This is a genomic window from Kitasatospora sp. NBC_00374 (assembly GCF_041434935.1).
Classification (GTDB): domain Bacteria; phylum Actinomycetota; class Actinomycetes; order Streptomycetales; family Streptomycetaceae; genus Kitasatospora.
This window is the reverse complement of sequence record NZ_CP107964.1, coordinates 1653340-1679574: the sequence shown is the minus strand read 5'-3', so window position 1 is coordinate 1679574 and position 26235 is coordinate 1653340. Positions and strand designations below refer to the sequence as shown.

At 72.6% G+C, this 26235-nt stretch carries 2 protein-coding genes (1 of these 2 only partly in view); both read left to right on the top strand.

Annotated features, from left to right (window positions below; all coding sequences use genetic code 11):
• Positions 1-9625 carry the 3' portion of an amino acid adenylation domain-containing protein gene (locus OG871_RS07490; RefSeq protein WP_371495233.1) on the top strand. It extends 98 nt beyond the left edge of the window, so the window shows 9625 of its 9723 coding nt (coding positions 99-9723); its start codon lies off the left edge, out of view; it ends in the stop codon at positions 9623-9625.
• Positions 9622-26235, top strand: a complete 16614-nt coding sequence (locus OG871_RS07485) for a non-ribosomal peptide synthase/polyketide synthase (protein WP_371495232.1) — start codon at positions 9622-9624, stop codon at positions 26233-26235. Before OG871_RS07490 ends, OG871_RS07485 begins: the two co-directional genes overlap by 4 nt.

Sequence of the window (26235 nt, the reverse complement as noted above, 5' to 3'; positions counted from 1 at the left end):
CGCCGCCATCACCCCGGCCGACCGCAGCCGACCGCTGCCGCTCTCCTTCGGCCAGCGCCAGATGTGGTTCCTGAACCGGCTCGACCCCGACGCCGTCGAGTACCTGGTGCCCCAACTCCTGCGCCTGCACGGCCCCCTGGACACCGCCGCGCTGGCCGCCGCCGTCGACGGGCTGACCGCCCGGCACGAGATCCTGCGCACCCGGTACACCCTGGACGGCGAGGAGCCCGTCCAGATCGTCGACCCCGCCCGGGCCGGCACCCTCACCACCGTCGACCTCACCGCGCTGCCCGCCGCCGAACGCGCGCAGGCCGCCGAGGAGCAGGCCCGCCGCCAGGCCGCCCTGCCCTTCGACCTGGAGAGCGAACCGCCGCTGCGCGCCGCCCTGTTCCAGCTCGCACCCGACGACCACCTGCTCGCCCTCACCCTGCACCACATCGCCTGCGACGAACGCTCGCAGGAACTCCTGATGGCCGAACTCTCCGCCCTGTACGAGGCGTTCGCCGCCGGGCGGCCGTCCCCGCTGCCGGCCCCCGCGCTGCAGTACGCGGACTACGCCGCCTGGGAGCGCGAGACGTTCCGCACCCAGCCCGCCGCCCGCCGCCGGCTCGACCGCTGGAAGGAGCAGCTGGCCGGCGTCGAACCGCTCGCCCTGCCCACCGACCGGCTCCGTCCCGCCGTCCGCTCCACCGAGGGCGCGGCCGTCCGCTTCGCCGTCCCCGCCGGCACCGCCGACCGGCTGCGCGCCCTGGCCGGCGAGCACCGCACCACCCTGTTCACCGTGCTGCTGGCCGCCTACCAGGCCCAGCTGGCCCGCTGGAGCGGCAGCACCGACATCACCGTGGGCACCGTGGTCTCCGGCCGCACCAGGCCCGAACTGCGCGACCTCGTCGGCTACGGCATCAACACCCTCGTCCTGCGCACCGGCTGGGAGGGCGACCGCTCCTTCGCCGAGCTGCTGCCGCTCGCCCGCACCACCGTGCTGGACGCCTTCGACCGCCAGGACACGCCGTTCGCCTCCCTGGTGGACGAGCTCCGCCCGGAGCGCGACCTGTCCGTCACCCCGCTCTTCCAGACCGCCTTCACCCTGCACGACGAGCGGGCCGGCGACCTCACCCTCGGTGCCGTCCGGGCCGAACCCGTCGCGCTGCCCTGGCAGGTCGCCAAGTTCGACCTCGCCCTGCAGGTCGCCGAGCGCGCCGACGGCTCCCTGGGCTGCCAGTTCGAGTACGCCACCGCCCTGTTCGACGAGTCGACGGTCCACCGCTTCGCCGGCCACCTCACCCGGCTGCTGGCCGCCGTCGCCGAACACCCCCAGGCACCCCTGTCCGGCATCGACCTGCTGGACCCGGCCGAACGCGCCGTGGTGGACCGGCCGATCCCCGGCGCGCCGAGCGACCTGGACGGCAGCTGCGTCCACGAGGTGTTCGAACGCCAGGCCGCGCTGACCCCCGACGCCGTCGCCGTCAGCCACCACGGCAGCTCCCTCGGCTACGCCGAACTCAACCGGCGCGCCAACCGCCTGGCCCGCCGCCTGCGCGAACTCGGCGTCGGCGCCGAATCGCTGGTCGGCGTCTGCCTGGAGCGCGGCCCGGACCTCGTGGTCACCCTGCTGGCGGTGCTCAAGGCCGGCGGCGCGTACGTCCCACTGGACCCGGCCTACCCGGCGGACCGCCTCGCCTACATGGCCTCCGACGCGGCACTGGTCTGCGCCGTCACCCAGAGCGAGCACGCCGACCTGGTCGCCTCCGTCTTCGACGGCCCCGCGCTCGTCCTGTCGGAGCTCGACACCGCACTCGCCGCACTGCCCGCCGACAACCTGCCGCCGGTGACCGGCCCCGACAGCGCCATCTACGTCATCTACACCTCCGGCTCGACCGGCCGCCCCAAGGGCGTCGTCCTGTCGCACCGGGCCGTGCTGCGCCTGTTCACCGCCTCGGCCGGCCTGTACGGCTTCGGCGCCGACGACGTCTGGTCGCTGTTCCACTCGTACGCCTTCGACGTATCCGTCTGGGAGCTGTGGGGCGCGCTGCTGTTCGGCGGCCGCCTGGTCGTGGTGCCGTTCGACGTGGCCCGCTCACCCGAGGACTTCCTCGACCTGCTGGTCGCCGAACAGGTCACCGTGCTCAGCCAGACGCCGTCCGCGTTCCGTTCGCTGGTCGGCCTGGCCGGCGCCGGCGACCCCCGCATCGACCGGCTCGCCCTGCGGCACGTGGTGTTCGGCGGCGAGAAGCTGGAGCTCGCCGACCTCCGGCCGTGGACCGACCGCCTGGGGCCGGACGCGCCCGCGCTGATCAACATGTACGGGATCACCGAGACCACCGTCCACACCACCTTCCACCGCCTCACGGCCGCCGACCTCGCCACCCCCACCGCCAGCCCGATCGGCGGCCCGCTGCCGGACCTCGGCGTGCACCTGTTGGACGCGCACGGCCGGCTGGTGCCGGTCGGCGTGGTCGGCGAGATCCACGTCAGCGGCCCCGGTGTGGCGCGGTGCTACCTCAGCCGGCCCGAGCTGACCGCCGAGCGTTTCGTCCCCAACCCGTTCGGCGCTCCCGGCTCCCGGCTCTACCGCTCCGGCGACCTCGCCCGCCGCCTCCCCGACGGCACCCTGGAGTCCGTGGGCCGGGCCGACGACCAGGTGAAGATCCGCGGCTACCGGATCGAACTCGGCGAGATCCAGGCCGCGCTGGCCGCCCACCCCGACGTCCGCGAGGCCGTCGTCCTCGCCCGCGAGGACACCCCCGGGCAGAAGGAACTGGTCGCCTACTGGACGACCGACCCCGACCTCGGCGCGGACGCCGGGCCGGGCGCCGCCGACCTGCAGCACCTGCTCTCCCGGACCCTGCCCGGCTACATGGTGCCCGCCGCCTTCGTCCGGCTCGACGCCATCCCGCTCACCGGCAACGGCAAGACCGACCGCCGCGCCCTGCCCGCACCGCAGCGCTCCGGCACCGGCGCGCCGAGCGCCTTCGTCGCGCCGCGCACCGTCACCGAGCAGCGGATCGCCGAGGTCTGGTGCCAGGCCCTCAACCTCGACCGGGTCGGCGTCGACGCGACCTTCTTCGACCTCGGCGGCGACTCCATCCGGGCCGTCTCACTGGTCGGCGCCCTGCGCGAGGCCGACTACGACGTCACCGTCCGCGACATCTTCGAGCACCGCACGGTGGCCGCGCTCGCCCGGTACCTCGGCAACCGCCGGGCCGTCCCCGCGCCCACGCCCGCCGTCGCGCCGCTGCACCTGGTCGACGAGGCCGTCCGCCGCGCCCTGCCCGCCGGCGTGGTCGACGCCTACCCGCTGTCCCAGGTCCAGCTCGGCATGGTCGCGGAGCTGCTCTCCGGCGGCAGCACGAACACCTACCACAACGTCACCGCCTTCCGGGTCCGCGACGACCGGCCGTTCGCCGCCGACGCGCTGCGCGGCGCGGTGCGGGCCGTCATCGCGCGCCACGAGGTGCTGCGGACCTCGTTCGAGCTGACCGCCTTCGGCCTGCCGCTCCAGCTGGTCCACGACGAGGTCGAACCGCAGGTCGCGATCCACGACCTGCGCGACCTGACCGAGGCCGAACAGCAGCGCGCCCTCCGTGAGTTCACCGCCGCCGAACGGGCCAACCCGTTCCACCTCGACGTGCCGCCGCTGATCCGGGTCACCGCGCACCTGACCGCCGAGGACAGCTGGTGGATCTCGATCACCGAGTGCCACCCGGTCCTGGAGGGCTGGAGCTACCACTCCCTGCTGATGGAGCTGCTGGAGACCTTCCGCGCGCTGCGCCTCGGCCGTACCCCGCTGGTGCCCGAGACGCCCGCCGTCCGGTTCGCCGACTTCATCGCCGCCGAGCAGACCGCCATCGCCTCCCCGGACGAACGGGCCTTCTGGCAGGGCGTCCTGGACGAGCACCCCGCCTTCGCCCTGCCCGCCGGCTGGGGCGCCGACCGCACGGCTCCGCGCGAGTACTACCGCATCCCGGTGCCCTACCGGGACCTGGAGCCGCAGCTGCGGCTGCTCGCCGTCCGGGCCCGGGCCTCCCTCAAGAACGTCCTGGTGGCCGCCCACCTCAAGGTGCTCAGCATGCTCACCGACGAGGCGAGCTTCTACACCGGCCTGGTCTGCGACGGCCGGCCCGAGATCGTCGGCGCCGACCGGGTGTACGGCATGTACCTCAACACCCTGCCGTTCCCGGCCCGCCGCACCGCCCGCACCTGGCGGGAGCTCGTGCAGCAGGTGCTCGGCGACGAGATCGCGATGTGGCCGCACCGCCGGTTCCCGATGCCGGTCATCCAGCGGGAACTGGGCGACGGCGGCCGCCTGATCGACGTGATGTTCAACCACCAGAACTTCCACCAGGTGGACCTCGGCCAGATCGACGCGGAGAGCGTCATCGACGAGGGCCACACCGAGTTCGGACTGACCGTCACCACCCTCGGCGGCTGCTTCACCCTCGCCACCGACTCCCACACCCTCGGCCGCGCCGACACGGACCGGATCGCCGCGCTCTACCGCGCCGTCGTCGAGGCGATGGCGGCCGACCCGGACGGCGACGCCACCGTCACGTTCCTCCCACCCGGGGAGCTGGCCCTGGTGGACCGGCCGATCGTGGGTGCGGTCGGTGTCTGGGAGGGGCTGTGTGTGCATGAGGTGTTCGAGCGGCAGGTGGGTTGCGCCCCGGATGCGGTGGCGGTGTCGTTCGAGGGGGTGTCGCTGTCGTACGGGGAGCTGAACGCGCGGGCGAACCGGTTGGCGTGGCGGTTGCGGGGTCTCGGGGTGGGGCCGGAGGCGCTGGTGGGGGTGTGTCTGGAGCGTGGGTTCGAGCTGGTGGTGACGCTGCTGGCGGTGCTGAAGGCCGGTGGTGCGTATGTGCCGTTGGATCCGGCGTACCCGGCGGAGCGGTTGGCGTACATGGCGTCCGATGCCGCGTTGGCGTGTGTGGTGACGCAGTCGGCGCACGCGGGGCTGGTGGCCTCGGTGTGGGGCGGTCCGGTGGTGGTGCTGGAGGAGGTCGCCGAGGAGGTCGCGCAGCTGCCGTCCGCCGACCTGGACACGGCCGTGTCGCCGGACAACGCGGTGTATGTGATCTACACCTCCGGCTCCACCGGACGGCCCAAGGGCGTCACGCTGTCGCACGCCAACGTGGTGGGCCTGTTCACGGCCGCGGAGCAGTCGTTCCACCCCGGCCCGAACGACGTGTGGTCGCTGTTCCACTCGTACGCGTTCGACTTCTCCGTCTGGGAGTTGTGGGGTGCGCTGCTGTTCGGTGGCCGGGTGGTGGTGGTGCCGTTCGACGTGGCCCGTTCGCCCGAGGACTTCCTCGACCTGCTGGTCATCGAGCAGGTCACGATGCTCAGCCAGACGCCGTCCGCGTTCCGTTCGCTGGTCGGTCTGGCCGGTGCCGGCGACCCGAGGATCGGTGAACTCGCGCTGCGGCACGTGGTGTTCGGCGGCGAGAAGCTGGAGCTCGCCGAGCTCGCACCGTGGGCCGGACGGCTCGGGCTGGACGCGCCCGCGCTGATCAACATGTACGGGATCACCGAGACCACCGTCCACACCACCTTCCACCGCCTCACGGCCGCCGACCTCGCGACGCCGTCCGCCAGCCCGATCGGCGGCCCGCTGCCGGACCTCGGTGTGCACCTGCTGGACGCGTACGGCCGGCTGGTGCCGGTCGGCGTGGTCGGCGAGGTGCACGTCAGCGGACGCGGGGTCGCCCGCGGCTACCTCGACCGGGCCGCGCTGACGGCCGAGCGTTTCGTCCCCAACCCGTTCGGCGCACCCGGTTCCCGGCTCTACCGCTCCGGTGACCTGGCCCGCCGCCTCCCCGATGGCACCCTGGAGTCCGTGGGCCGGGCCGACGACCAGGTGAAGATCCGCGGCTACCGGATCGAACTCGGTGAGATCCAGGCCGCGTTGGCCGCCCACCCCGACGTCCGCGAGGCCGTCGTGATCGTCCGCGAGGACACCCCCGGGTACCGGGAACTGGTCGCCTACTGGACGGCCCGGCCCGGCGGCTCTGCCGACGCCGCCCAGCTGCACGCCGCGCTCTCGACCACCCTCGCCGCGTACATGGTGCCGGCGGCCTTCGTCGAACTGCCCGCCATCCCGCTGACCTCGACCGCCAAGCTCGACCGCAGGGCCCTGCCCGCGCCCGAGCGTGCCGCCACGGCCGCCGTCCGCACGGCGGTGGCACCCCGCACCGCCACCGAGGCACGGCTCACCGAGCTCTGGAGCGAGGTCCTCGGCCGGGACGGGATCGGCGTCGAGGACACCTTCTTCGACCTCGGCGGCGACTCCATCCGGGTGCTCTCCCTGATCGGCGCCCTGCGAACGGCCGGCTTCCAGGTCACCGCCGGTGAGGTCTACCAGCACGCCACCGTCGCCGGCCTCGCCGGGCTGGTCGACTCCCGCACCCCGACGGACGCCCGACCGGACGCCCCGGTCCGCCCGTTCGAGCTGATCACCGCCGACGACCGGGCCGCCCTGCCCGCCGACGCCACCGACGCCTACCCGCTCGGACAGCTCCAACTCGGCATGCTGATCGAGATGCTGGCCGACCGCGAGCGCAACCGGTACCACAACGTCACCTGCTTCAGGATCAACGACGACCGGCCGTTCTCCGAGCAGGCCCTGCGCGCCGCCGTCGCCCTGATGGCCGAGCGGCACGAGATCCTGCGCACCTCGCTGGACATCTCCGGCTACTCCGTCCCGCTGCAGATCGTCCACCGCACCGCCGGGATACCGTTCCGCAGCCACGACCTCTCCAACCTCGACGAGGACGCCGAGAAGGCCGCCCTGCGCACCTTCATCGCCGCCGAGCGCCGTGCCGTGTTCGCGTCCGACGACCTCCCGCTGCTGCGGGTCTTCGCCCACACCGGCCGCGGCGGCTGGTGGCTGACCCTCACCGAGTCGCACGTGATCCTGGAGGGCTGGAGCCACCACGCCCTGGTGATGGAACTGATCGCCTGCTACCGCAGCCTCCGGGACGGCGAGGCGCCGCCCGAGCCCGGCCGCACCACCGTCCGCTACGCCGACTTCATCGCCGCCGAACTGGCCGCCCTCGACTCGGCCGAGGACCGCGCCTACTGGCGGCGGATCGTCACCGACCACACCCCGGTCACCCTCCCCGCCCACTGGCGGGACGCACCCGGCACACCGCGCGAGGCCTTCCAGACCTGGATCCTGCTGGACGACCTGGCCGAGGGCGTCAGCGCCGTCGCCACCGCCACCCGGGCCTCCGTCAAGAGCGTCCTGCTCGCCGCCCACACCAGGGTGATGAGCGGCTTCACCCCGGCCCGCAGCTTCTACACCGGCCTGGTCGCCCATGGCCGCCCCGAGGTCCCCGGCGCCGAGCACGTCTACGGCATGCACCTCAACACCGTCCCGTTCGCGGCCGAGCGCGGCGCCCGCACCTGGCGGGAGCTGATCAGGCAGGTACTCGACCGGGAGGCCGAGATCTGGCCGCACCGCCGCTACCCGCTGCCGGCCATCCAGCGCGACACCGGCCGCACCGGCCTGATCCAGATCTCGTTCAGCTACCTGGACTTCCACGCCACCGACGAGCAGGTCGACGGCGACCTCGGGATCGGCGAGACGCCCAACGAGATCGGCCTCAACGTGATCGCCTCCGGCCGGGGCATCGTGCTCTCCACCGACACCCACACCATCAGCCGGGCCAACGCCGAGCGGCTGGCCGACATGTACCGAGAGGTTCTGCGCGACATGGTCAACAACCTCGACGGAGACGCCCGCACCGGCGCCGAGCCCGTCCGCCGGACCCACCCGGCCCGGCCCGCCGCCGACCCCCGGCCCGCCGGCACCACCATCGCGCTGTTCGAACAGCAGGCCGCCACCACCCCGGTCGCCACCGCCCTGGTCTCCACCGAGGGCAAGCTCTCCTACGCCAGGCTGAACACCCGGGCCAACCAGTTCGCCCACCGGCTGCTCGCCCTCGGCGTGCGCCCCGAGTCCCGGGTCGCCGTCCTGCTCGACCGCGGCCCGGACCTGGTCGCCGCCCTGCTCGGGGTCTGGAAGGCCGGCGGCGCCTACGTCCCGCTCGACCCCGCCTTCCCCACCGCCCGCCTGGAGCGGGTGATCCGCGAGTCGCACGCCGACGTGGTCATCACCCACCCCGCGCTCGCCGCCCGGCTCACCGGCCTCGGCCAGTGCGACTGGCTGCTGGTCGACCGCGACGCCCTCGCCGGGCAGCCCACCGCGGCCCCCGGGATCGACGTCGACCCCGACACCCTCGCCTACGTCGTGTACACCTCCGGCACCACCGGCAGGCCCAAGGGCGTCGAGGTCACCCACCGGGGCCTCGCCAACTACCTCACCTGGACGGTCGAGGAGTACGCCACCCGCGGCACCGGCGGCGCCCCGGTCTTCTCCTCGGTCGCCTTCGACCTCGTCGTGCCCGCCCTGTACACCCCGCTGCTCGCCGGGCAGACCGTCCACCTGCTGCCCGCCGACCTGGCCCCCGCCGACCTCGGCAAGCACCTCGTCGACGGCGGCCCGTACAGCTTCGTCAAGCTCACCCCCGCCCACCTGGAGGTGCTGCTCCAGCAGCTGTCCGGAGACGAACTCGCCGGACTCGCGGGGCTGTTGAGCGTCGGAGGTGAGCTCTTCCCGGGCCGGCTGGTCAACACCTGGCTCGACCTGGCCGGCGACACCGGTATCCGCTTCGTCAACGAGTACGGCCCCACCGAGATCACCGTCGCCAACTCCGCCCACGTCGCCACCGGCCCGCAGCCCGAGACCGTCCCCATCGGCCGGCCCATCACCAACACCACGATGCACGTCCTGGACGGTGCGCTCGGCCCCGTGGCCGCCGGCGAGTCCGGGGAGATCTACGTCGGCGGGGCCGGCGTCGCCCGCGGCTACACCGACCTGCCCGCCCTGACCGCCGAGCGCTTCCTGCCCGACCCGTACGGGCCGCCCGGCGCCCGGATGTACCGCACCGGGGACGTCGGCACCGTCCTGCCCGACGGCGAGGTGGACTACCGCGGCCGCGCCGACACCCAGGTCAAGCTGCGCGGCTACCGGATCGAGCCCGGCGAGATCGAGGCCGTGCTGGGCGCCCACCCGGCCGTCGCCCAGTGCGCCGTCGTCGCCCGTGAGGACCGGCCCGGCGACGTCCGCCTGGTCGCCTACCTCGTCCCCGCCCACCGCGTCGACCGGTTCGACCCCGAGGCCGTCCGCGCCCACCTCGCGGCCGAACTGCCCGACTACATGGTGCCCTCCGCCTTCGTCGCGCTCGACGCCTTCCCGCTCACCCCGAACGGCAAGCTCGACCGCAAGGCCCTCCCCGCCCCCGGGCCCACCCCCGCCGCCGCGCCCGGCCGCGCCCCGCGGACACCGCTGGAGACGACCCTCACCGGCCTGTTCGCCGAACTGCTCGGCCTCGAACAGGTCTCCATCGACGACGACTTCCTCGCCCTCGGCGGCCACTCCCTGCTGGTGATCCGCCTGATCGGCCGGATCCGCTCGGTGCTCGACGTCGAACTCGCCATCGACGCCTTCTTCGCGGCCCCCACCGTCGCCGCCATCGCCGAACGCCTCGGCGGCACCGACCCGGCCGACACCACGCCCGCCCGCCCCAAGCTGCGCCGGATGACCCGCCCGGAGGGAACCGCGTGATCCCCCTCTCCTTCGCCCAGCAGCGCCTGTGGTTCCTGAACCGACTGGAGGGAGCCGGCTCCTCGTACAACATCCCGCTCGGACTGCGGCTGACCGGCCCGGTGGACCGGGTGGCGCTCGGACTCGCGCTGCGGGACGTCGTCGGGCGGCACGAGAGCCTGCGGACGGTGTTCCCCGAGGCCGACGGTGAGCCGCACCAGCGGGTGCTGTCGCTCGGAGAGGTCGGCGACCTGCTGGAGCCGGTCGCCGGGCCGTGGAACGCGGTGGAGGCCGCCGCCCGGCCGTTCGACCTGACGGCCGAGCTGCCGATCCGCGCCTGGCTGACCCGGACCGGCACGGACGCGTACGACCTGCTGATCGTGCTGCACCACATCGCCGGCGACGGCTGGTCGCTCGCCCCGTTCGCCCGCGACCTCGGGACGGCGTACGCGGCCCGGCTGGGCGGCGCCGCGCCGGAGTGGGACGAACTGCCGGTGCAGTACGCCGACTACACCCTCTGGCAGCAGGAGCTGCTGGGCGAGGAGAGCGACCCGGCGAGCCTGCTCGCCCGGCAACTCGGGTTCTGGAGCTCCGCGTTGGCGGATCTGCCGGCCGAGCTGGCGCTGCCGGCGGACCGGGTGCGGCCGGCCGAGCCCGGTGGTGCGGGCGGGCTGGTCCAGTTCCGGCTGGACGACGCGGTGTTCGCGGGCGTGACCGCGCTGGCGCGGGAGTGCGGGGCGACGGTGTTCATGGTGGTGCAGGCGGCAGTCGCCGCCCTGCTCTCCCGCCTGGGCGCCGGGACGGACGTACCGATCGGCACCCCCGTGGCCGGCCGGACCGACGTCGCGCTGGACGACCTCGTGGGGTTCTTCGTGAACACGCTGGTGCTGCGGACGGACGTGTCGGGTGATCCGACGTTCCGGGAGCTGGTGGGCCGGGTCCGGACGGCGGACCTGGCGGCGTTCGCGCACCAGGACGTGCCGTTCGAGCGGCTGGTCGAGCTGCTCAACCCCGTCCGCTCGATGAACCGCCACCCGCTGTTCCAGGTGATGCTGACCTTCGACGACGGCCAGGTGGCCGCCGCGGTCGACCTCCCGGGCGTCCGGGTGGAGCCGCTGCCGACGATCGGGGACACCGCCAAGTTCGACCTGTCCTTCGGCTTCTCGGACCGCGCGGGCGCAGGTCTGGACGCCGGCGTCGAGTACTCGGCCGACCTGTTCGACCGGTCGACCGCCGAACGGCTGGTGGAGTGGTTCCAGCGGCTGCTGGCAGCCGTTGTGGCAGGCCCCGACGCGCGGGTCGGCGAGGTCGCACTGCTCGACGCCGCCGAGCTGGCGGTCGTCGACCGGCCGATCGTGGGTGCGGTCGGTGTCTGGGAGGGGCTGTGTGTGCATGAGGTGTTCGAGCGGCAGGTGGGTTGCGCCCCGGATGCGGTGGCGGTGTCGTTCGAGGGGGTGTCGCTGTCGTACGGGGAGCTGAACGCGCGGGCGAACCGGTTGGCGTGGCGGTTGCGGGGTCTCGGGGTGGGGCCGGAGGCGCTGGTGGGGGTGTGTCTGGAGCGTGGGTTCGAGCTGGTGGTGACGCTGCTGGCGGTGCTGAAGGCCGGTGGTGCGTATGTGCCGTTGGATCCGGCGTACCCGGCGGAGCGGTTGGCGTACATGGCGTCCGATGCCGCGTTGGCGTGTGTGGTGACGCAGTCGGCGCACGCGGGGCTGGTGGCCTCGGTGTGGGGCGGTCCGGTGGTGGTGCTGGAGGAGGTCGCCGAGGAGGTCGCGCAGCTGCCGTCCGCCGACCTGGACACGGCCGTGTCGCCGGACAACGCGGTGTATGTGATCTACACCTCCGGCTCCACCGGACGGCCCAAGGGCGTCACGCTGTCGCACGCCAACGTGGTGGGCCTGTTCACGGCCGCGGAGCAGTCGTTCCACCCCGGCCCGAACGACGTGTGGTCGCTGTTCCACTCGTACGCGTTCGACTTCTCCGTCTGGGAGTTGTGGGGTGCGCTGCTGTTCGGTGGCCGGGTGGTGGTGGTGCCGTTCGACGTGGCCCGTTCGCCCGAGGACTTCCTCGACCTGCTGGTCATCGAGCAGGTCACGATGCTCAGCCAGACGCCGTCCGCGTTCCGTTCGCTGGTCGGTCTGGCCGGTGCCGGCGACCCGAGGATCGGTGAACTCGCGCTGCGGCACGTGGTGTTCGGCGGCGAGAAGCTGGAGCTCGCCGAGCTCGCACCGTGGGCCGGACGGCTCGGGCTGGACGCGCCCGCGCTGATCAACATGTACGGGATCACCGAGACCACCGTCCACACCACCTTCCACCGCCTCACGGCCGCCGACCTCGCGACGCCGTCCGCCAGCCCGATCGGTGGCCCGCTGCCGGACCTCGGTGTGCACCTGCTGGACGCGTACGGCCGGCTGGTGCCGGTCGGCGTGGTCGGCGAGGTGCACGTCAGCGGACGCGGGGTCGCCCGCGGCTACCTCGACCGGGCCGCGCTGACGGCCGAGCGTTTCGTCCCCAACCCGTTCGGCGTACCCGGTTCCCGGCTCTACCGCTCCGGTGACCTGGCCCGCCGCCTCCCCGACGGCACCCTGGAGTCCGTGGGCCGGGCCGACGACCAGGTGAAGATCCGTGGCTACCGGATCGAACTCGGTGAGATCCAGGCCGCGTTGGCCGCCCACCCCGACGTCCGCGAGGCCGTCGTGATCGTCCGCGAGGACACCCCCGGCGACCGCCGCCTGGTCGCGTACGTGGTCCCCGGGCACACCGCCCCGGCCGCCGACGTCCTGCGCAAGCACGCCGCCCAGGCGCTGCCCGAGTACATGGTGCCGTCGGCCTTCGTCCTGCTGGCGGAGCTGCCGCTGACGGCCCACGGCAAGCTCGACCGGCGCAGCCTTCCGCAACCCGCGGCCGAGTGGGTCTCCGAGGGCCGGGAGCCGAGCTCGGAGATCGAGCGGGTCCTGTGCGGCCTGTTCGCCGACGTCCTGGGCCTGACCCACGTCGCCGTCGACGACGACTTCTTCGCACTGGGCGGCCACTCGCTGCTCGTGACGAAGCTGGTCAGCCGGATCCGGATCGAGCTCGGTGTCGAGCTGGCGATCCGCACGGTCTTCGAGGCGTCGACGGTCGCCGCCCTCGCCGGCCGGATCGGCGCCGCCGAGGACGCCCGCGACGGACTGCGGGAAGGAGAGCGTCCGACCGTGGTGCCGTTGTCGTTCGCGCAGCAGCGGCTGTGGTTCCTGAACCGTTTCGAGGGCCCCTCCTCGACGTACAACATCCCGGTGGCGCTGCGGCTCTCGGGCCGGGTCGACGTGGCCGCGCTGCGGCTGGCGCTGTCCGACCTGGTCGGGCGGCACGAGAGCCTGCGGACGGTGTTCCCCGAGGTCGGCGGTGTGCCGTTCCAGCGGGTCGAGTCGCTGACGCAGATCGGCGAGCTGCTGACGGTGGTGGCCGGCGCGGACGAGGCGGCGGTGGCCGAGGCCGCGGCGTGCTCCTTCGACGTGACGGTGGACCTGCCGATCCGGGTGTGGCTGTTCGAGACGGGCGTCGACGAGTCGGTGCTGCTGATCGTGCTGCACCACATCGCCGCCGACGGCTGGTCCCTGGCACCCCTCGCGCGGGACCTCGGGACGGCGTACGCGGCCCGGCTGGGCGGCGCCGCGCCGGAGTGGGACGAACTGCCGGTGCAGTACGCCGACTACACCCTCTGGCAGCAGGAGCTGCTGGGCGAGGAGAGCGACCCGGCGAGCCTGCTCGCCCGCCAACTCGGGTTCTGGAGCACCGCGTTGGCGGATCTGCCGGCCGAGCTCGCGCTGCCGGCGGACCGGATGCGGCCGGCCGAGCCCGGTGGTGCGGGCGGGCTGGTCCAGTTCCGGCTGGACGACGCGGTGTTCGCGGGCGTGACCGCGCTGGCGCGGGAGTCCGGGGCGACGGTGTTCATGGTGGTGCAGGCCGCGGTGGCCGCGCTGCTGTCGCGTCTTGGTGCGGGCCCGGACATCCCCCTCGGCACGCCCGTGGCCGGCCGGACGGACGAGGCGCTGGACGACCTCGTGGGCTTCTTCGTGAACACGCTGGTGCTGCGGACGGACGTGTCGGGTGATCCGACGTTCCGGGAGCTGGTGGGCCGGGTCCGGACGGCCGACCTGGCGGCGTTCGCGCACCAGGACGTGCCGTTCGAGCGGCTGGTCGAAGTGCTCAACCCGGCCCGTTCGATGTCCCGGCATCCGCTGTTCCAGGTGATGCTGACCTTCGACGACGGCGAGGTGGCGGCCGGCCTGGACCTTCCCGGCATCGAGGTCGCCCCGCTGTCGACGGTCGGGGGCACCGCGAAGTTCGACCTGTCCTTCGGCTTCTCGGACCGCGCGGGCGCAGGCCTGGACGCCAGCGTCGAGTACTCGGCCGATCTGTTCGAGCGGTCGACGGCCGAGGTGTTGGTGGCGCGGTTCGTGCGGTTGCTGGCGGTGGTGGTGGGGGATCCGGATGTCCGGGTCGGTGCGGTGGAGTTGGTGGAGGGGGCGGAGCGGTCCCGGTTGTTGGGGGAGTGGAACGGTTCGTCGGTGGCTGCCGATGGGGCGTTGTTCGGTGAGGTGTTCGAGCGTCAGGTCGGGTTGTCGCCGGATGCGGTGGCGGTGGTCGCGGTTGACGGTGAGCTGTCGTTCGGTGAGTTGAACGTGCGGGCGAACCGGTTGGCGCGGGAGTTGGTGGCGCGTGGTGCGGGGCCGGAGCGGTGTGTGGCGTTGGTGCTGCCGCGGACGACGGATCTGCTGGTGGGTCTGCTGGCGGTGCTGAAGTCGGGGGCGGCGTATCTGCCGTTGGATCCGTCGCATCCGGCGGAGCGGGTCGGGTTCATGCTGGCGGATGCCGGGCCGGTGCTGGCGTTGGCGGTCGGTTCGTCGGCGGGGGTGCTGGACGGTGCGGCGGTGCCGGTGCTGGTGCTGGACGATCCGGTGACGGCCGTGGCGGTGGGTGCGCGGGACGGCTCCGATCTGACGTCCGTCGAGCGGGAGTTGTTGCCGGAGCATCCGGCGTATGTGATCTACACCTCGGGTTCGACCGGTCGGCCCAAGGGTGTGGTGGTCGAGCACCGGAGTCTGGCGGATCTGTTCCACACCCATCGGCGTACGCTCGTCGAGCCGCACTTGGGCGACCGGACGGGCGTTCCGGTGGGCCTGGTCGCCGGGATCACCTTCGACACCTCGCTCGACGCCCTCTGCTTCCTGCTCGCGGGCCACGAACTGCACCTGATCTCGGACGGGACCCGCCTGGACGCGACCGCCCTGGCCCGCTACGTGGTCGACCACCGGCTGGACTTCCTCGACCTCACCCCGTCCTACCTGTCCGTCCTCCTCGCCGAAGGCCTGCTCGCCGACGAGCGGGAGCACGTCCCCGCCGTCCTCTCCGTCGGAGGCGAGGCCACCGGACCGGAGCTGTGGTCTCAACTGCGGGCCGCGGAGCGGACGGTGAGTCTGAACTACTACGGGCCCACCGAGTGCACCGTGGACGCGGTGGCCTGCTCGTTCGCGGTGTCGGAGACGCCGGTGATCGGTCGGCCGCTGGACAACACCCGGGGCTACGTCCTGGACGGTGACCTGCGGCTGGTGCCTGCGGGTGTGCCGGGGGAGTTGTTCCTCGCGGGTGAGGGTCTGGCGCGCGGCTATCTGAACCGTCCCGACCTGACGGCGGAGCGGTTCCTGCCGGACCCGTTCGGTGCGGCGGGCACGCGGATGTACCGCACGGGTGACGTGGTCCGCTGGAACTCCGCCGGCGCCCTGGAGTACCTGGGCCGGGCCGACGACCAGGTGAAGATCCGCGGCTTCCGGATCGAACTCGGCGAGATCGAGGCCGTCCTGGCCCGCCACCCGGCCGTCGGCCAGGTCTGCGTGACGGTCCGGGAGGACCGGCCGGGTGACCCCGGGCTGGTGGCGTACCTCGTCACCACCGCCGAGGTGGCCGAGGCGGAACTGCGCGCCCACACCGCCCGAGCCCTGCCCGAGTACATGGTGCCGTCGGCCTTCGTCCTGCTGGCGGAGCTGCCGCTGACGGCGCACGGCAAGCTGGACCGCCGGGCGCTGCCCGCGCCGGAGTTCTCGCCCTCGGCGGCCGGCCGTGCGCCGCGCAACGGGCGCGAGCGGGTGCTGTGCGCGCTGTTCGGCGAGGTCCTGGGTGTGGAGAAGGTCGGCATCGACGACAACTTCTTCGCCCTCGGCGGCCACTCGCTCTTGGTGACCCGCCTGGTCAGCCGGATCCGGGCCGAGCTCGGTGTCGAGCTCCCGATCCGCGCCCTCTTCGAGGCCGCCACCGTCGCGGGCCTGGCCGATCGGCTCGGCGACGCCGCCGGGGCGCGGGCCGCCCTGGGCCGCCAGGAGCGGCCCGCCGAAGTGCCGTTGTCGTTCGCGCAGCAGCGGCTGTGGTTCCTGAACCGTTTCGAGGGCCCCTCCTCGACCTACAACATCCCGGTCGGGCTGCGGCTCTCGGGCCGGGTCGACGTGGCCGCGCTGCGGCTGGCGCTGCGGGACGTGGTGGTGCGGCACGAGAGCCTGCGGACGGTCTTCCCCGAGGCCGACGGTGTTCCGTCCCAGCGGCTGATCGCGCCGATCGATCTCGACGGGCTTCTCACCGTCGTGCCCGGCGCGGACGAGGCGGCGGTGGCCGAGGCCGCGGCGTGCTCCTTCGACGTGACGGTGGACCTGCCGATCCGGGTGTGGCTGTTCGAGACGGGCGCCGACGAGTCGGTACTGCTGATCGTGCTGCACCACATCGCCGCCGACGGTTGGTCGATGCTTCCGCTGGCCCGCGACCTCCAGGCGGCCTACGCGGCCCGGGCGGTGAACGACCTGCCCGGGTGGGCCGAACTGCCGGTTCAGTACGCCGACTACACGCTCTGGCAACGCCGCCTGCTGGGCGAGGAGTCGGACCCGGACAGCCTGATCTCCGCCCAGCTCGACTTCTGGCGCTCGACCCTCGCGGGCTCGCCCGAGCTCCTGGAGCTGCCGGCGGACCGCCCCCGGCCGTCGGAGTCGGGCAGCCGAGGCGAGCTGATCGAGTTCACGCTCGACGCCGACGTCCACCAGGCCCTCACCGCGCTGGCGCGGGAGTCCGGGGCGACGGTGTTCATGGTGGTGCAGGCCGCGGTGGCCGCGCTCCTCTCCCGTCTGGGTGCGGGCCCGGACATCCCCCTCGGGACACCGGTGGCCGGCCGGACGGACGAGGCGCTGGACGACCTCGTGGGGTTCTTCGTGAACACGCTGGTGCTGCGGACGGACGTCTCCGGTGACCCGACCTTCCGGGAGCTGGTCGGCCGTGCCCGGGACACGGACCTGGCGGCGTTCGCGCATCAGGACGTGCCGTTCGAGCGGCTGGTGGAGGTGCTCAACCCGGCGCGTTCGATGTCGCACCATCCGCTGTTCCAGGTGATGCTGACCTTCGACGAGGGCGCCGTCGCCGACCGGCTGGAGCTGCCCGGACTGCACGTGGAGCCGTGGGAGCCCGGGGCGGCCACCGCCAAGTTCGACCTGTCCTTCGGCTTCGTCGAGCAGGCCGGCCAGAGCCTCGCCGGGACTGTGGAGTTCTCCTCCGATCTGTTCGAGCGGTCGACGGCCGAGGTGTTGGTGGCGCGGTTCGTGCGGTTGCTGGCGGCGGTGGTGGGGGATCCGGATGTCCGGGTCGGTGCGGTGGAGTTGGTGGAGGGGGCGGAGCGGTCCCGGTTGTTGGGGGAGTGGAACGGTTCGTCGGTGGCTGCCGATGGGGCGTTGTTCGGTGAGGTGTTCGAGCGTCAGGTCGGGTTGTCGCCGGATGCGGTGGCGGTGGTCGCGGTTGACGGTGAGCTGTCGTTCGGTGAGTTGAACGTGCGGGCGAACCGGTTGGCGCGGGAGTTGGTGGCGCGTGGTGCGGGGCCGGAGCGGTGTGTGGCGTTGGTGCTGCCGCGGACGACGGATCTGCTGGTGGGTCTGCTGGCGGTGCTGAAGTCGGGGGCGGCGTATCTGCCGTTGGATCCGTCGCATCCGGCGGAGCGGGTCGGGTTCATGCTGGCGGATGCCGGGCCGGTGCTGGCGTTGGCGGTCGGTTCGTCGGCGGGGGTGCTGGACGGTGCGGCGGTGCCGGTGCTGGTGCTGGACGATCCGGTGACGGCCGTGGCGGTGGGTGCGCGGGACGGCTCCGATCTGACTTCCGTCGAGCGGGAGTTGTTGCCGGAGCATCCGGCGTACGTGATCTACACCTCGGGTTCGACCGGTCGGCCCAAGGGTGTGGTGGTCGAGCACCGGAGTCTGGCGGATCTGTTCCACACCCATCGGCGTACGCTCATCGAGCCGCACTTGGGCGACCGGACGGGCGTTCCGGTGGGCCTGGTCGCCGGGATCACCTTCGACACCTCGCTCGACGCCCTCTGCTGCCTCGTCGCCGGACACCGGCTCCACGTCGTCGCGGACGACGTCCGACTCGACGCCGCCGCCCTGGTGCGCTACGTGGCCGAGCACCGGCTGGACTTCCTCGACCTCACCCCGTCCTACCTGTCCGTCCTCCTCACCGAAGGGCTGCTCGCCGACGACCGCGAGCACGTCCCGGCGCTGGTGATGGCGGGCGGCGAGGCGGTCGGCGCCGACCTGTGGACCGAACTGCGGGCCGCGGAGCGGACGGTGAGTCTGAACTACTACGGGCCCACCGAGTGCACGGTGGACGCGGTGGCCTGCTCGCTCGCGGTGTCGGAGACGCCGGTGATCGGTCGGCCGCTGGACAACACCCGGGGCTACGTCCTGGACGGTGACCTGCGGCTGGTGCCTGCGGGCGTGCAGGGGGAGTTGTACCTCGCGGGTGAGGGTCTGGCGCGCGGCTATCTGAACCGTCCCGACCTGACCGCGGAGCGGTTCCTGCCGGACCCGTTCGGTGCGGCGGGCACACGGATGTACCGCACGGGTGACGTGGTCCGCTGGAACTCCGCCGGCGCCCTGGAGTACCTGGGCCGGGCCGACGACCAGGTGAAGATCCGCGGCTTCCGGATCGAACTCGGCGAGATCGAGGCCGTCCTGGCCCGCCACCCGGCGGTTGCCCAGACCGCGGTGGTCGTACGCGAGGACCAGCCCGGTGATCCGCGCCTGGTCGCCTACCTGGTCCCGAGCGCGGTCCCGAGTGCGGTCCCGAGCGCCGAGGTGGAGCCGGCCGAACTGCGGGCGCACGTCGCCCGGTCGCTGCCGGAGTACATGGTGCCGTCGGCCTTCGTCCTGCTCGACGCCTTCCCGCTGACCGTGCACGGCAAGCTCGACCGGCGGGCCCTGCCGGCCCCGGACCACTCGCTGGTGGCGGCCGGCCGCACGCCCCGGACCGGCCGGGAACGCGTGCTGTGCGCGCTGTTCGGCGAGGTCCTCGGCCTGGACGGCGTCGGCATCGACGACAACTTCTTCACCCTGGGCGGCCATTCACTGCTGGTGACCCGCCTGGTCAGCCGGGTACGGGCCGAGCTCGGGGTGGAGCTTCCGATCCGCGCCCTGTTCGAGGCCGGGACGGTCGCCGCACTGGACGCCTGGATCACGACGACGGCCCGGGGTGCTCGCACCGCGCTCGCGGTCCGTGAGCGCCCGGCCCGACTGCCGCTGTCGTTCGCGCAGCAGCGGTTGTGGTTCCTGAACCGTTTCGAGGGCCCGTCGTCGACCTACAACATCCCGATCGGGCTGCGGCTCTCGGGCCGGGTGGACGTGCCGGCGCTGCGGCTGGCGCTGCGAGACCTCGTCGGGCGGCACGAGAGCCTGCGGACGGTGTTCCCCGAGGCCGAGGGCGTGCCGTTCCAGCAGGTGCTGCCGCTGACGCAGGTCGGCGACCTCCTGGAGGTCGTCGCCGGGGCCGACGAGGAGTCCGTGACCGCAGCGGCGGAGTACGGCTTCGACGTGACGGCGGACCTGCCGCTGCGGGCCTGGCTGTTCGAGACGGGCGCCGAGGAGGCGGTGCTGCTGATCGTGCTGCACCACATCGCCGCCGACGGCTGGTCGATGCTCCCGCTGGCCCGCGACCTCCGTACGGCGTACGCCGCCCGGGTGACGGGCCATGCCCCCGAGTGGGACGGCCTGCCGGTGCAGTACGCGGACTACACGTTGTGGCAGCGGGAGCTGCTGGGCGAGGAGGACGACCCGGACAGCCTGGTCTCGGCCCAACTCGACTTCTGGCGCGCGACCCTGGCCGACCTGCCGGAACTGATGGCCCTCCCCACCGACCGCACCAGGCCGACGGAGGCCGGCCACCACGGCGAGGTGGTCGAGTTCAGCCTCGACGCCGAGCTCAACGCTGCCCTGAACACCTTCGCGCGGGAGTGCGGGGCGACGGTGTTCATGGTGGTGCAGGCGGCGGTGGCGGCGCTGCTGTCCCGCCTGGGCGCCGGTCCGGACATCCCCCTCGGCACGCCGATCGCGGGCCGTACCGACGTGGCACTGGACGACCTGGTCGGTTTCTTCGTGAACACGCTGGTGCTGCGGACGGACGTGTCGGGTGATCCGACGTTCCGGGAGCTGGTCGGCCGTGCCCGGGATGCGGACCTGGCGGCGTTCGCGCATCAGGACGTTCCGTTCGAGCGGCTGGTGGAGGTGCTCAACCCGGTCCGCTCGATGGCCTGGCACCCGCTGTTCCAGGTGATGATCTCCTTCAACGACAACGCCACCGACGGCGACCTCGCCCTGCCCGGACTCACGGCCGAACCGGTCGTCGCCGACGGCCGGAGCGCCAAGTTCGACCTCGCCTTCGCCTTCGGCGGGTCGGCGAGTGGCGATCAGGACGGTGAGTTGCCGGCGGTCCTGGAGTATGCGACGGAGCTGTTCGACCGGTCGACGGTCGAGGCGTTGGTGGGGCGGTTGGTGCTGTTGTTGGAGGGGGTGTTGGCCGATCCGGATGTGCGGGTCGGTGGGGTGGAGTTGTTGTCGGGCGCGGAGCGGCGTGAGCTGTTGGTGGTGCGTAACGACACGGTGTTGGAGGTGTCGGCGGGGACGGTGCCGGGGTTGTTCGAGGCGCAGGTCGGTCGGTCGCCGGGTGCGGTGGCGGTGGTGTCGGGTGGTGTCGGGCTGAGTTATGCCGAGTTGGATGCCCGGGCGAACCGGTTGGCGCGGTTGTTGGTGGGTCGTGGGGTGGGTCCGGAGGACCTTGTCGCGTTGTCTCTGCCGAGGTCGGTGGAGATGGTGGTGGCGGTGCTGGCGGTGCTGAAGTCGGGGGCGGCGTATCTGCCGGTGGACCCGGAGTACCCGGCGGACCGGATCGCGTACATGCTCTCCGACGCCGCACCCGCCCTGGTCGTCACCTCCTCGGAGGTCGCGATCGACGGCGACCGGCTCCTGCTGGACAGCGCGGAGACCCTCGCGGTTCTGGCCTGCCTCCCGGACACACCGCTGACCGACGCCGAGCGCAACGGTGTCCTGCTGCCGGAGCATCCGGCGTACGTGATCTATACCTCGGGGTCGACGGGTCGGCCGAAGGGTGTGGTGGTGGCGCATCGGAGTGTGGTGGGTCTGGTCGCGTGGGCGGTGGCGGAGATCGGGCGGGAGCGGTTGTCGCGTGTGCTGGCGTCGACCTCGCTGAACTTCGATGTGTCGGTGTTCGAGATGTTCGGTCCGTTGCTGTGTGGTGGGCGGATCGAGGTGGTGCGTGATGTGTTGGCGCTGCTGGAGGTTCCCCGGTGGAGTGGGAGTCTGGTGAGTGGTGTGCCGTCGGCGGTGGCGCATCTGGTGGGTCAGGGGCAGGTGGAGCTGGACGCCCGGATGGTGGTGTTGGCCGGTGAGGGGCTGTCGGCGCACACGTTGAACGTGATCCGGGCGGCTGCGCCGGGTGCGACGGTGGCGAACATCTACGGTCCGACGGAGGCGACGGTGTATGCCACCGCCTGGTACACGGATGACGCGGTCGATGCGGCGCCGCCGATCGGCCGGCCGTTGAGCAACACCCGGGTGTATGTGCTGGATGCGCGGTTGGGTTTGGTGCCGCCGGGTGTTGCGGGTGAGTTGTTCATCGCGGGTGGCGGGTTGGCGCGGGGGTATCTGAACCGTCCGGATCTGACGGCGGAGCGGTTCCTGCCGGATCCGTTCGGGGAGCCGGGTGCGCGGATGTATCGCACGGGTGATGTGGTGCGGTGGACGCCGGACGGGCAGATCGACTATCTGGGCCGTTCCGACAGTCAGGTGAAGGTGCGTGGTTTCCGGATCGAGCTCGGTGAGATCGAGTCCGTCCTGACCGGGCATCCGGGCGTCGTCCAGGCCGCGGTGCTGGTCCGTGAGGACCGGCCCGGCGACCAGCGGATCACGGCGTACGCGGTGTGCAGCAGAGCCGTGGACCCGGCAGAGCTGAGGGCTCACGTCGCCGCCGCCCTGCCGGAGTACATGGTGCCGTCGGCGTTCGTCCTGCTGGACGCGCTGCCGCTGAACCCGAACGGCAAGCTGGACCGACGCGCGCTGCCGGCACCGGACTTCTCCGCGCTCGTCGAGGGCCGCGCACCCCGCACCGAGCGGGAGCACACGCTCGCCGCGCTCTTCGCCGAGATCCTCGGCCTGGAGAGCGTCGGCATCGACGACAACTTCTTCGCCCTGGGCGGCCATTCACTGCTGGTGACCCGCCTGGTCAGCCGGATCCGGGCCGAGCTCGGCGTCGAGGTCCCGATCCGGGCGCTGTTCGACGCCCCGACCGTCGCCGCCCTCGCCGAGCGCCTCGACGAGGCCGGGGGAGCGCGCGGCGGCCTCCGGAAGCGTGAGCGGCCCGCGACCGTGCCGCTGTCGTTCGCGCAGCAGCGGTTGTGGTTCCTGAACCGTTTCGAGGGCCCGTCGTCGACCTACAACATCCCGATCGGGCTGCGGCTCTCGGGCCGGGTGGACGTGCCGGCGCTGCGGCTGGCGCTGCGAGACCTCGTCGGGCGGCACGAGAGCCTGCGGACGGTGTTCCCGGAGATCGACGGCGTGCCGTTCCAGCGGGTGCTGTCGCCGGCGGAGGTGGGTGAGCTGCTGGAGGTGGTGGCCGGCACCGACGAAGGTGCGGTCGCCGCGGCGGCCGGACACGCCTTCGACGTGACGGCGGACCTGCCGGTGCGGGCCTGGCTGTTCGAGGCGGGCGAGGACGAGTACGTGCTGATGCTGGTGCTGCACCACATCGTCGCCGATGGTTGGTCGCTGGTGCCGCTCTCCCGCGATCTCCGGACCGCGTACGCCGCCCGCTCCGAGGACCGTGCGCCGGACTGGGACGGCCTGCCGGTGCAGTACGCGGACTACACGTTGTGGCAGCGGGAGCTGCTGGGCGAGGAGGACGACCCGGACAGCCTGGTCTCGGCCCAACTCGACTTCTGGCGCGCGACCCTGGCCGGCCTGCCGCCCGAGCTGGCGCTGCCGACCGACCGTCCGAGGCCGGCGGAGTCCGGTCACCGCGGGGAGACGGTCGAGTTCCGGCTGGGGCAGGACGCCCAGCGCGCGATGACCACCTTGGCCCGGGAGTGCGGGGCGACGGTGTTCATGGTGGTGCAGGCGGCGGTGGCGGCGCTGCTGTCCCGGCTCGGTGCGGGCTCGGACATCCCGTTCGGGACACCGATCGCGGGCCGCACCGACGAGGCGCTGGACGACCTCGTGGGCTTCTTCGTGAACACGTTGGTGCTGCGGACGGACGTGTCGGGTGATCCGACGTTCCGGGAGCTGGTCGGCCGTGCCCGGGATGCGGATCTGGCGGCGTTCGCGCATCAGGACGTGCCGTTCGAGCGGCTGGTGGAGGTGCTCAACCCGGTCCGCTCGATGAACCGGCACCCGCTGTTCCAGGTGATGCTGAACTTCGCCGAGAGCGCCGGCACCGTCGGCACCCTCGACCTGCCGGGCCTCACGGCCGAACCGCTCGCCGAGGTGGGCGAGGGAGCCAAGTTCGACCTCTCGTTCACCTTCTCCGACGAGGGCCGGGCCGGTCTCGGCGGCAGCGTCGAGTATGCGACGGAGCTGTTCGACCGGTCGACGGTCGAGGCGTTGGTGGGGCGGTTGGTGCGGTTGTTGGAGGTGGTGTTGGCCGATCCGGATGTGCGGGTCGGTGGGGTGGAGTTGTTGTCGGGCGCGGAGCGGCGTGAGCTGTTGGTGGTGCGTAACGACACGGTGTTGGAGGTGTCGGCGGGGACGGTGCCGGGGTTGTTCGAGGCGCAGGTCGGTCGGTCGCCGGGTGCGGTGGCGGTGGTGTCGGGTGGTGTCGGGCTGAGTTATGCGGAGTTGGATGCCCGGGCGAATCGGTTGGCGCGGTTGTTGGTGGGTCGTGGGGTGGGTCCGGAGGACCTTGTCGCGTTGTCTCTGCCGAGGTCGGTGGAGATGGTGGTGGCGGTGCTGGCGGTGCTGAAGTCGGGGGCGGCGTATCTGCCGGTGGACCCGGAGTACCCGGCGGACCGGATCGCGTACATGCTCTCCGACGCCGCACCCGCCCTCGCCCTGACACTCGCCTCGACGGCCGACCTGGTGGCCGGCGTGCCGGTCGTGGTGCTGGACGACCCGGCGACCGCAGCGGAGATCGACGGCCAGGTCGGCACGCCCCCGAACCGTCCCGACCTGCTGCCGGAGCATCCGGCGTACGTGATCTATACCTCGGGGTCGACGGGTCGGCCGAAGGGTGTGGTGGTGGCGCATCGGAGTGTGGTGGGTCTGGTCGCGTGGGCGGTGGCGGAGATCGGGCGGGAGCGGTTGTCGCATGTGCTGGCGTCGACCTCGCTGAACTTCGATGTGTCGGTGTTCGAGATGTTCGGTCCCTTGCTGTGTGGTGGGCGGATCGAGGTGGTGCGTGATGTGCTGGCGCTGCTGGAGGTTCCCCGGTGGAGCGGGAGTCTGGTGAGTGGTGTGCCGTCGGCGGTGGCGCATCTGGTGGGTCAGGGGCAGGTGGAGCTGGACGCCCGGATGGTGGTGTTGGCCGGTGAGGGGTTGTCGGCGCACACGTTGAACGTGATCCGGGCGGCTGCGCCGGGTGCGACGGTGGCGAACGTCTACGGTCCGACGGAGGCGACGGTGTATGCCACCGCCTGGTACACGGATGACGCGGTCGATGCGGCGCCGCCGATCGGCCGGCCGTTGAGCAACACCCGGGTGTATGTGCTGGATGCGCGGTTGGGTTTGGTGCCGCCGGGTGTTGCGGGTGAGTTGTTCATCGCGGGTGGCGGGTTGGCGCGGGGGTATCTGAACCGTCCGGATCTGACGGCGGAGCGGTTCCTGCCGGATCCGTTCGGGGAGCCGGGTGCGCGGATGTATCGCACGGGTGATGTGGTGCGGTGGACGCCGGACGGGCAGATCGACTATCTGGGCCGTTCCGACAGTCAGGTGAAGGTGCGTGGTTTCCGGATCGAGCTCGGTGAGATCGAGTCCGTCCTGACCGGGCATCCGGGCGTCGTCCAGGCCGCGGTGCTGGTCCGTGAGGACCGGCCCGGCGACCAGCGGATCACGGCGTACGCGGTGTGCAGCAGAGCCGTGGACCCGGCAGAGCTGAGGGCTCACGTCGCCGCCGCCCTGCCGGAGTACATGGTGCCGTCGGCGTTCGTCCTGCTGGACGCGCTGCCGCTGAACCCGAACGGCAAGCTGGACCGACGCGCGCTGCCGGCACCGGACTTCTCCGCGCTCGTCGAGGGCCGCGCACCCCGCACCGAGCGGGAGCACACGCTCGCCGGACTCTTCGCCGAGATCCTCGGCCTGGAGAGCGTCGGCATCGACGACAACTTCTTCGCCCTGGGCGGCCATTCACTGCTGGTGACCCGCCTGGTCAGCCGGATCCGGGCCGAGCTCGGCGTCGAGGTCCCGATCCGGGCGCTGTTCGACGCCCCGACCGTCGCCGCCCTCGCCGAGCGCCTCGCCGAGCGCCTCGACGCGGCCGGCAGGGAACGGGCGCTCGCCCCGCTGCTGCCGCTGCGCGCCGCCGGCACGGAGCTCCCGCTGTTCTGCGTGCACCCGGGTCTCGCCGTCGGCTGGAGCTACGCGAACCTGCTGCCGTACCTTCCGGCGCAGGTTCCGGTGTACGCTCTGCAGGCCCGCGGCCTCGACGGAACCGGACAACTCCCATGCAGCATCGGTGAGATGGCGGCGGACTACCTGGCACGGATCCGCTCCGTGCAGCCCGCAGGGCCGTACCGGCTGCTGGGCTGGTCGTTCGGCGGTATGGTCGCCGCGGCGGTCGCGGCCGAGCTGCGGGCGCAGGGCGACGAGGTCGAGTTGCTGGCCGTGCTGGACGCCTACCCCGACTGGAGCGACGGTCCGGCCGCTCCGGCCGGGCGCAGCGAGCGCGAGGCGCTGATCGAGGTGCTGGCGGGCCTGGGCATCCTGCCCGAGTCCGCATCCGAGGCCCGTGACGTCGACGGGTCGCCCCGCGCACAGGCCCTGGAGATCCTGCGCTCGGCCTATCCCGAGCTCGCCGACCTCGACGAGAAGTCCTCGGCGGCCCTGGTCGACGTCCTGCTCAACAACCAGCGGATCGGCGAGAGTTACCGGGCCGAGCCGCTGGGCGACGGCGACGTGCTCCTGTTCGTCGCGGGGCGTACCGAGGCGGCGGGGGCGCCCAAGCCGCCCACCTGGGAGCGGCTCACCTCCGGCGAGGTGGTGGTCCACCCGGTGGACTGCGCGCACGCCGACATGACGACACGTCAGGCATCCGCCGAGATCGGGCGCGTGCTGACCGGGCGGCTCGGCGGCTGA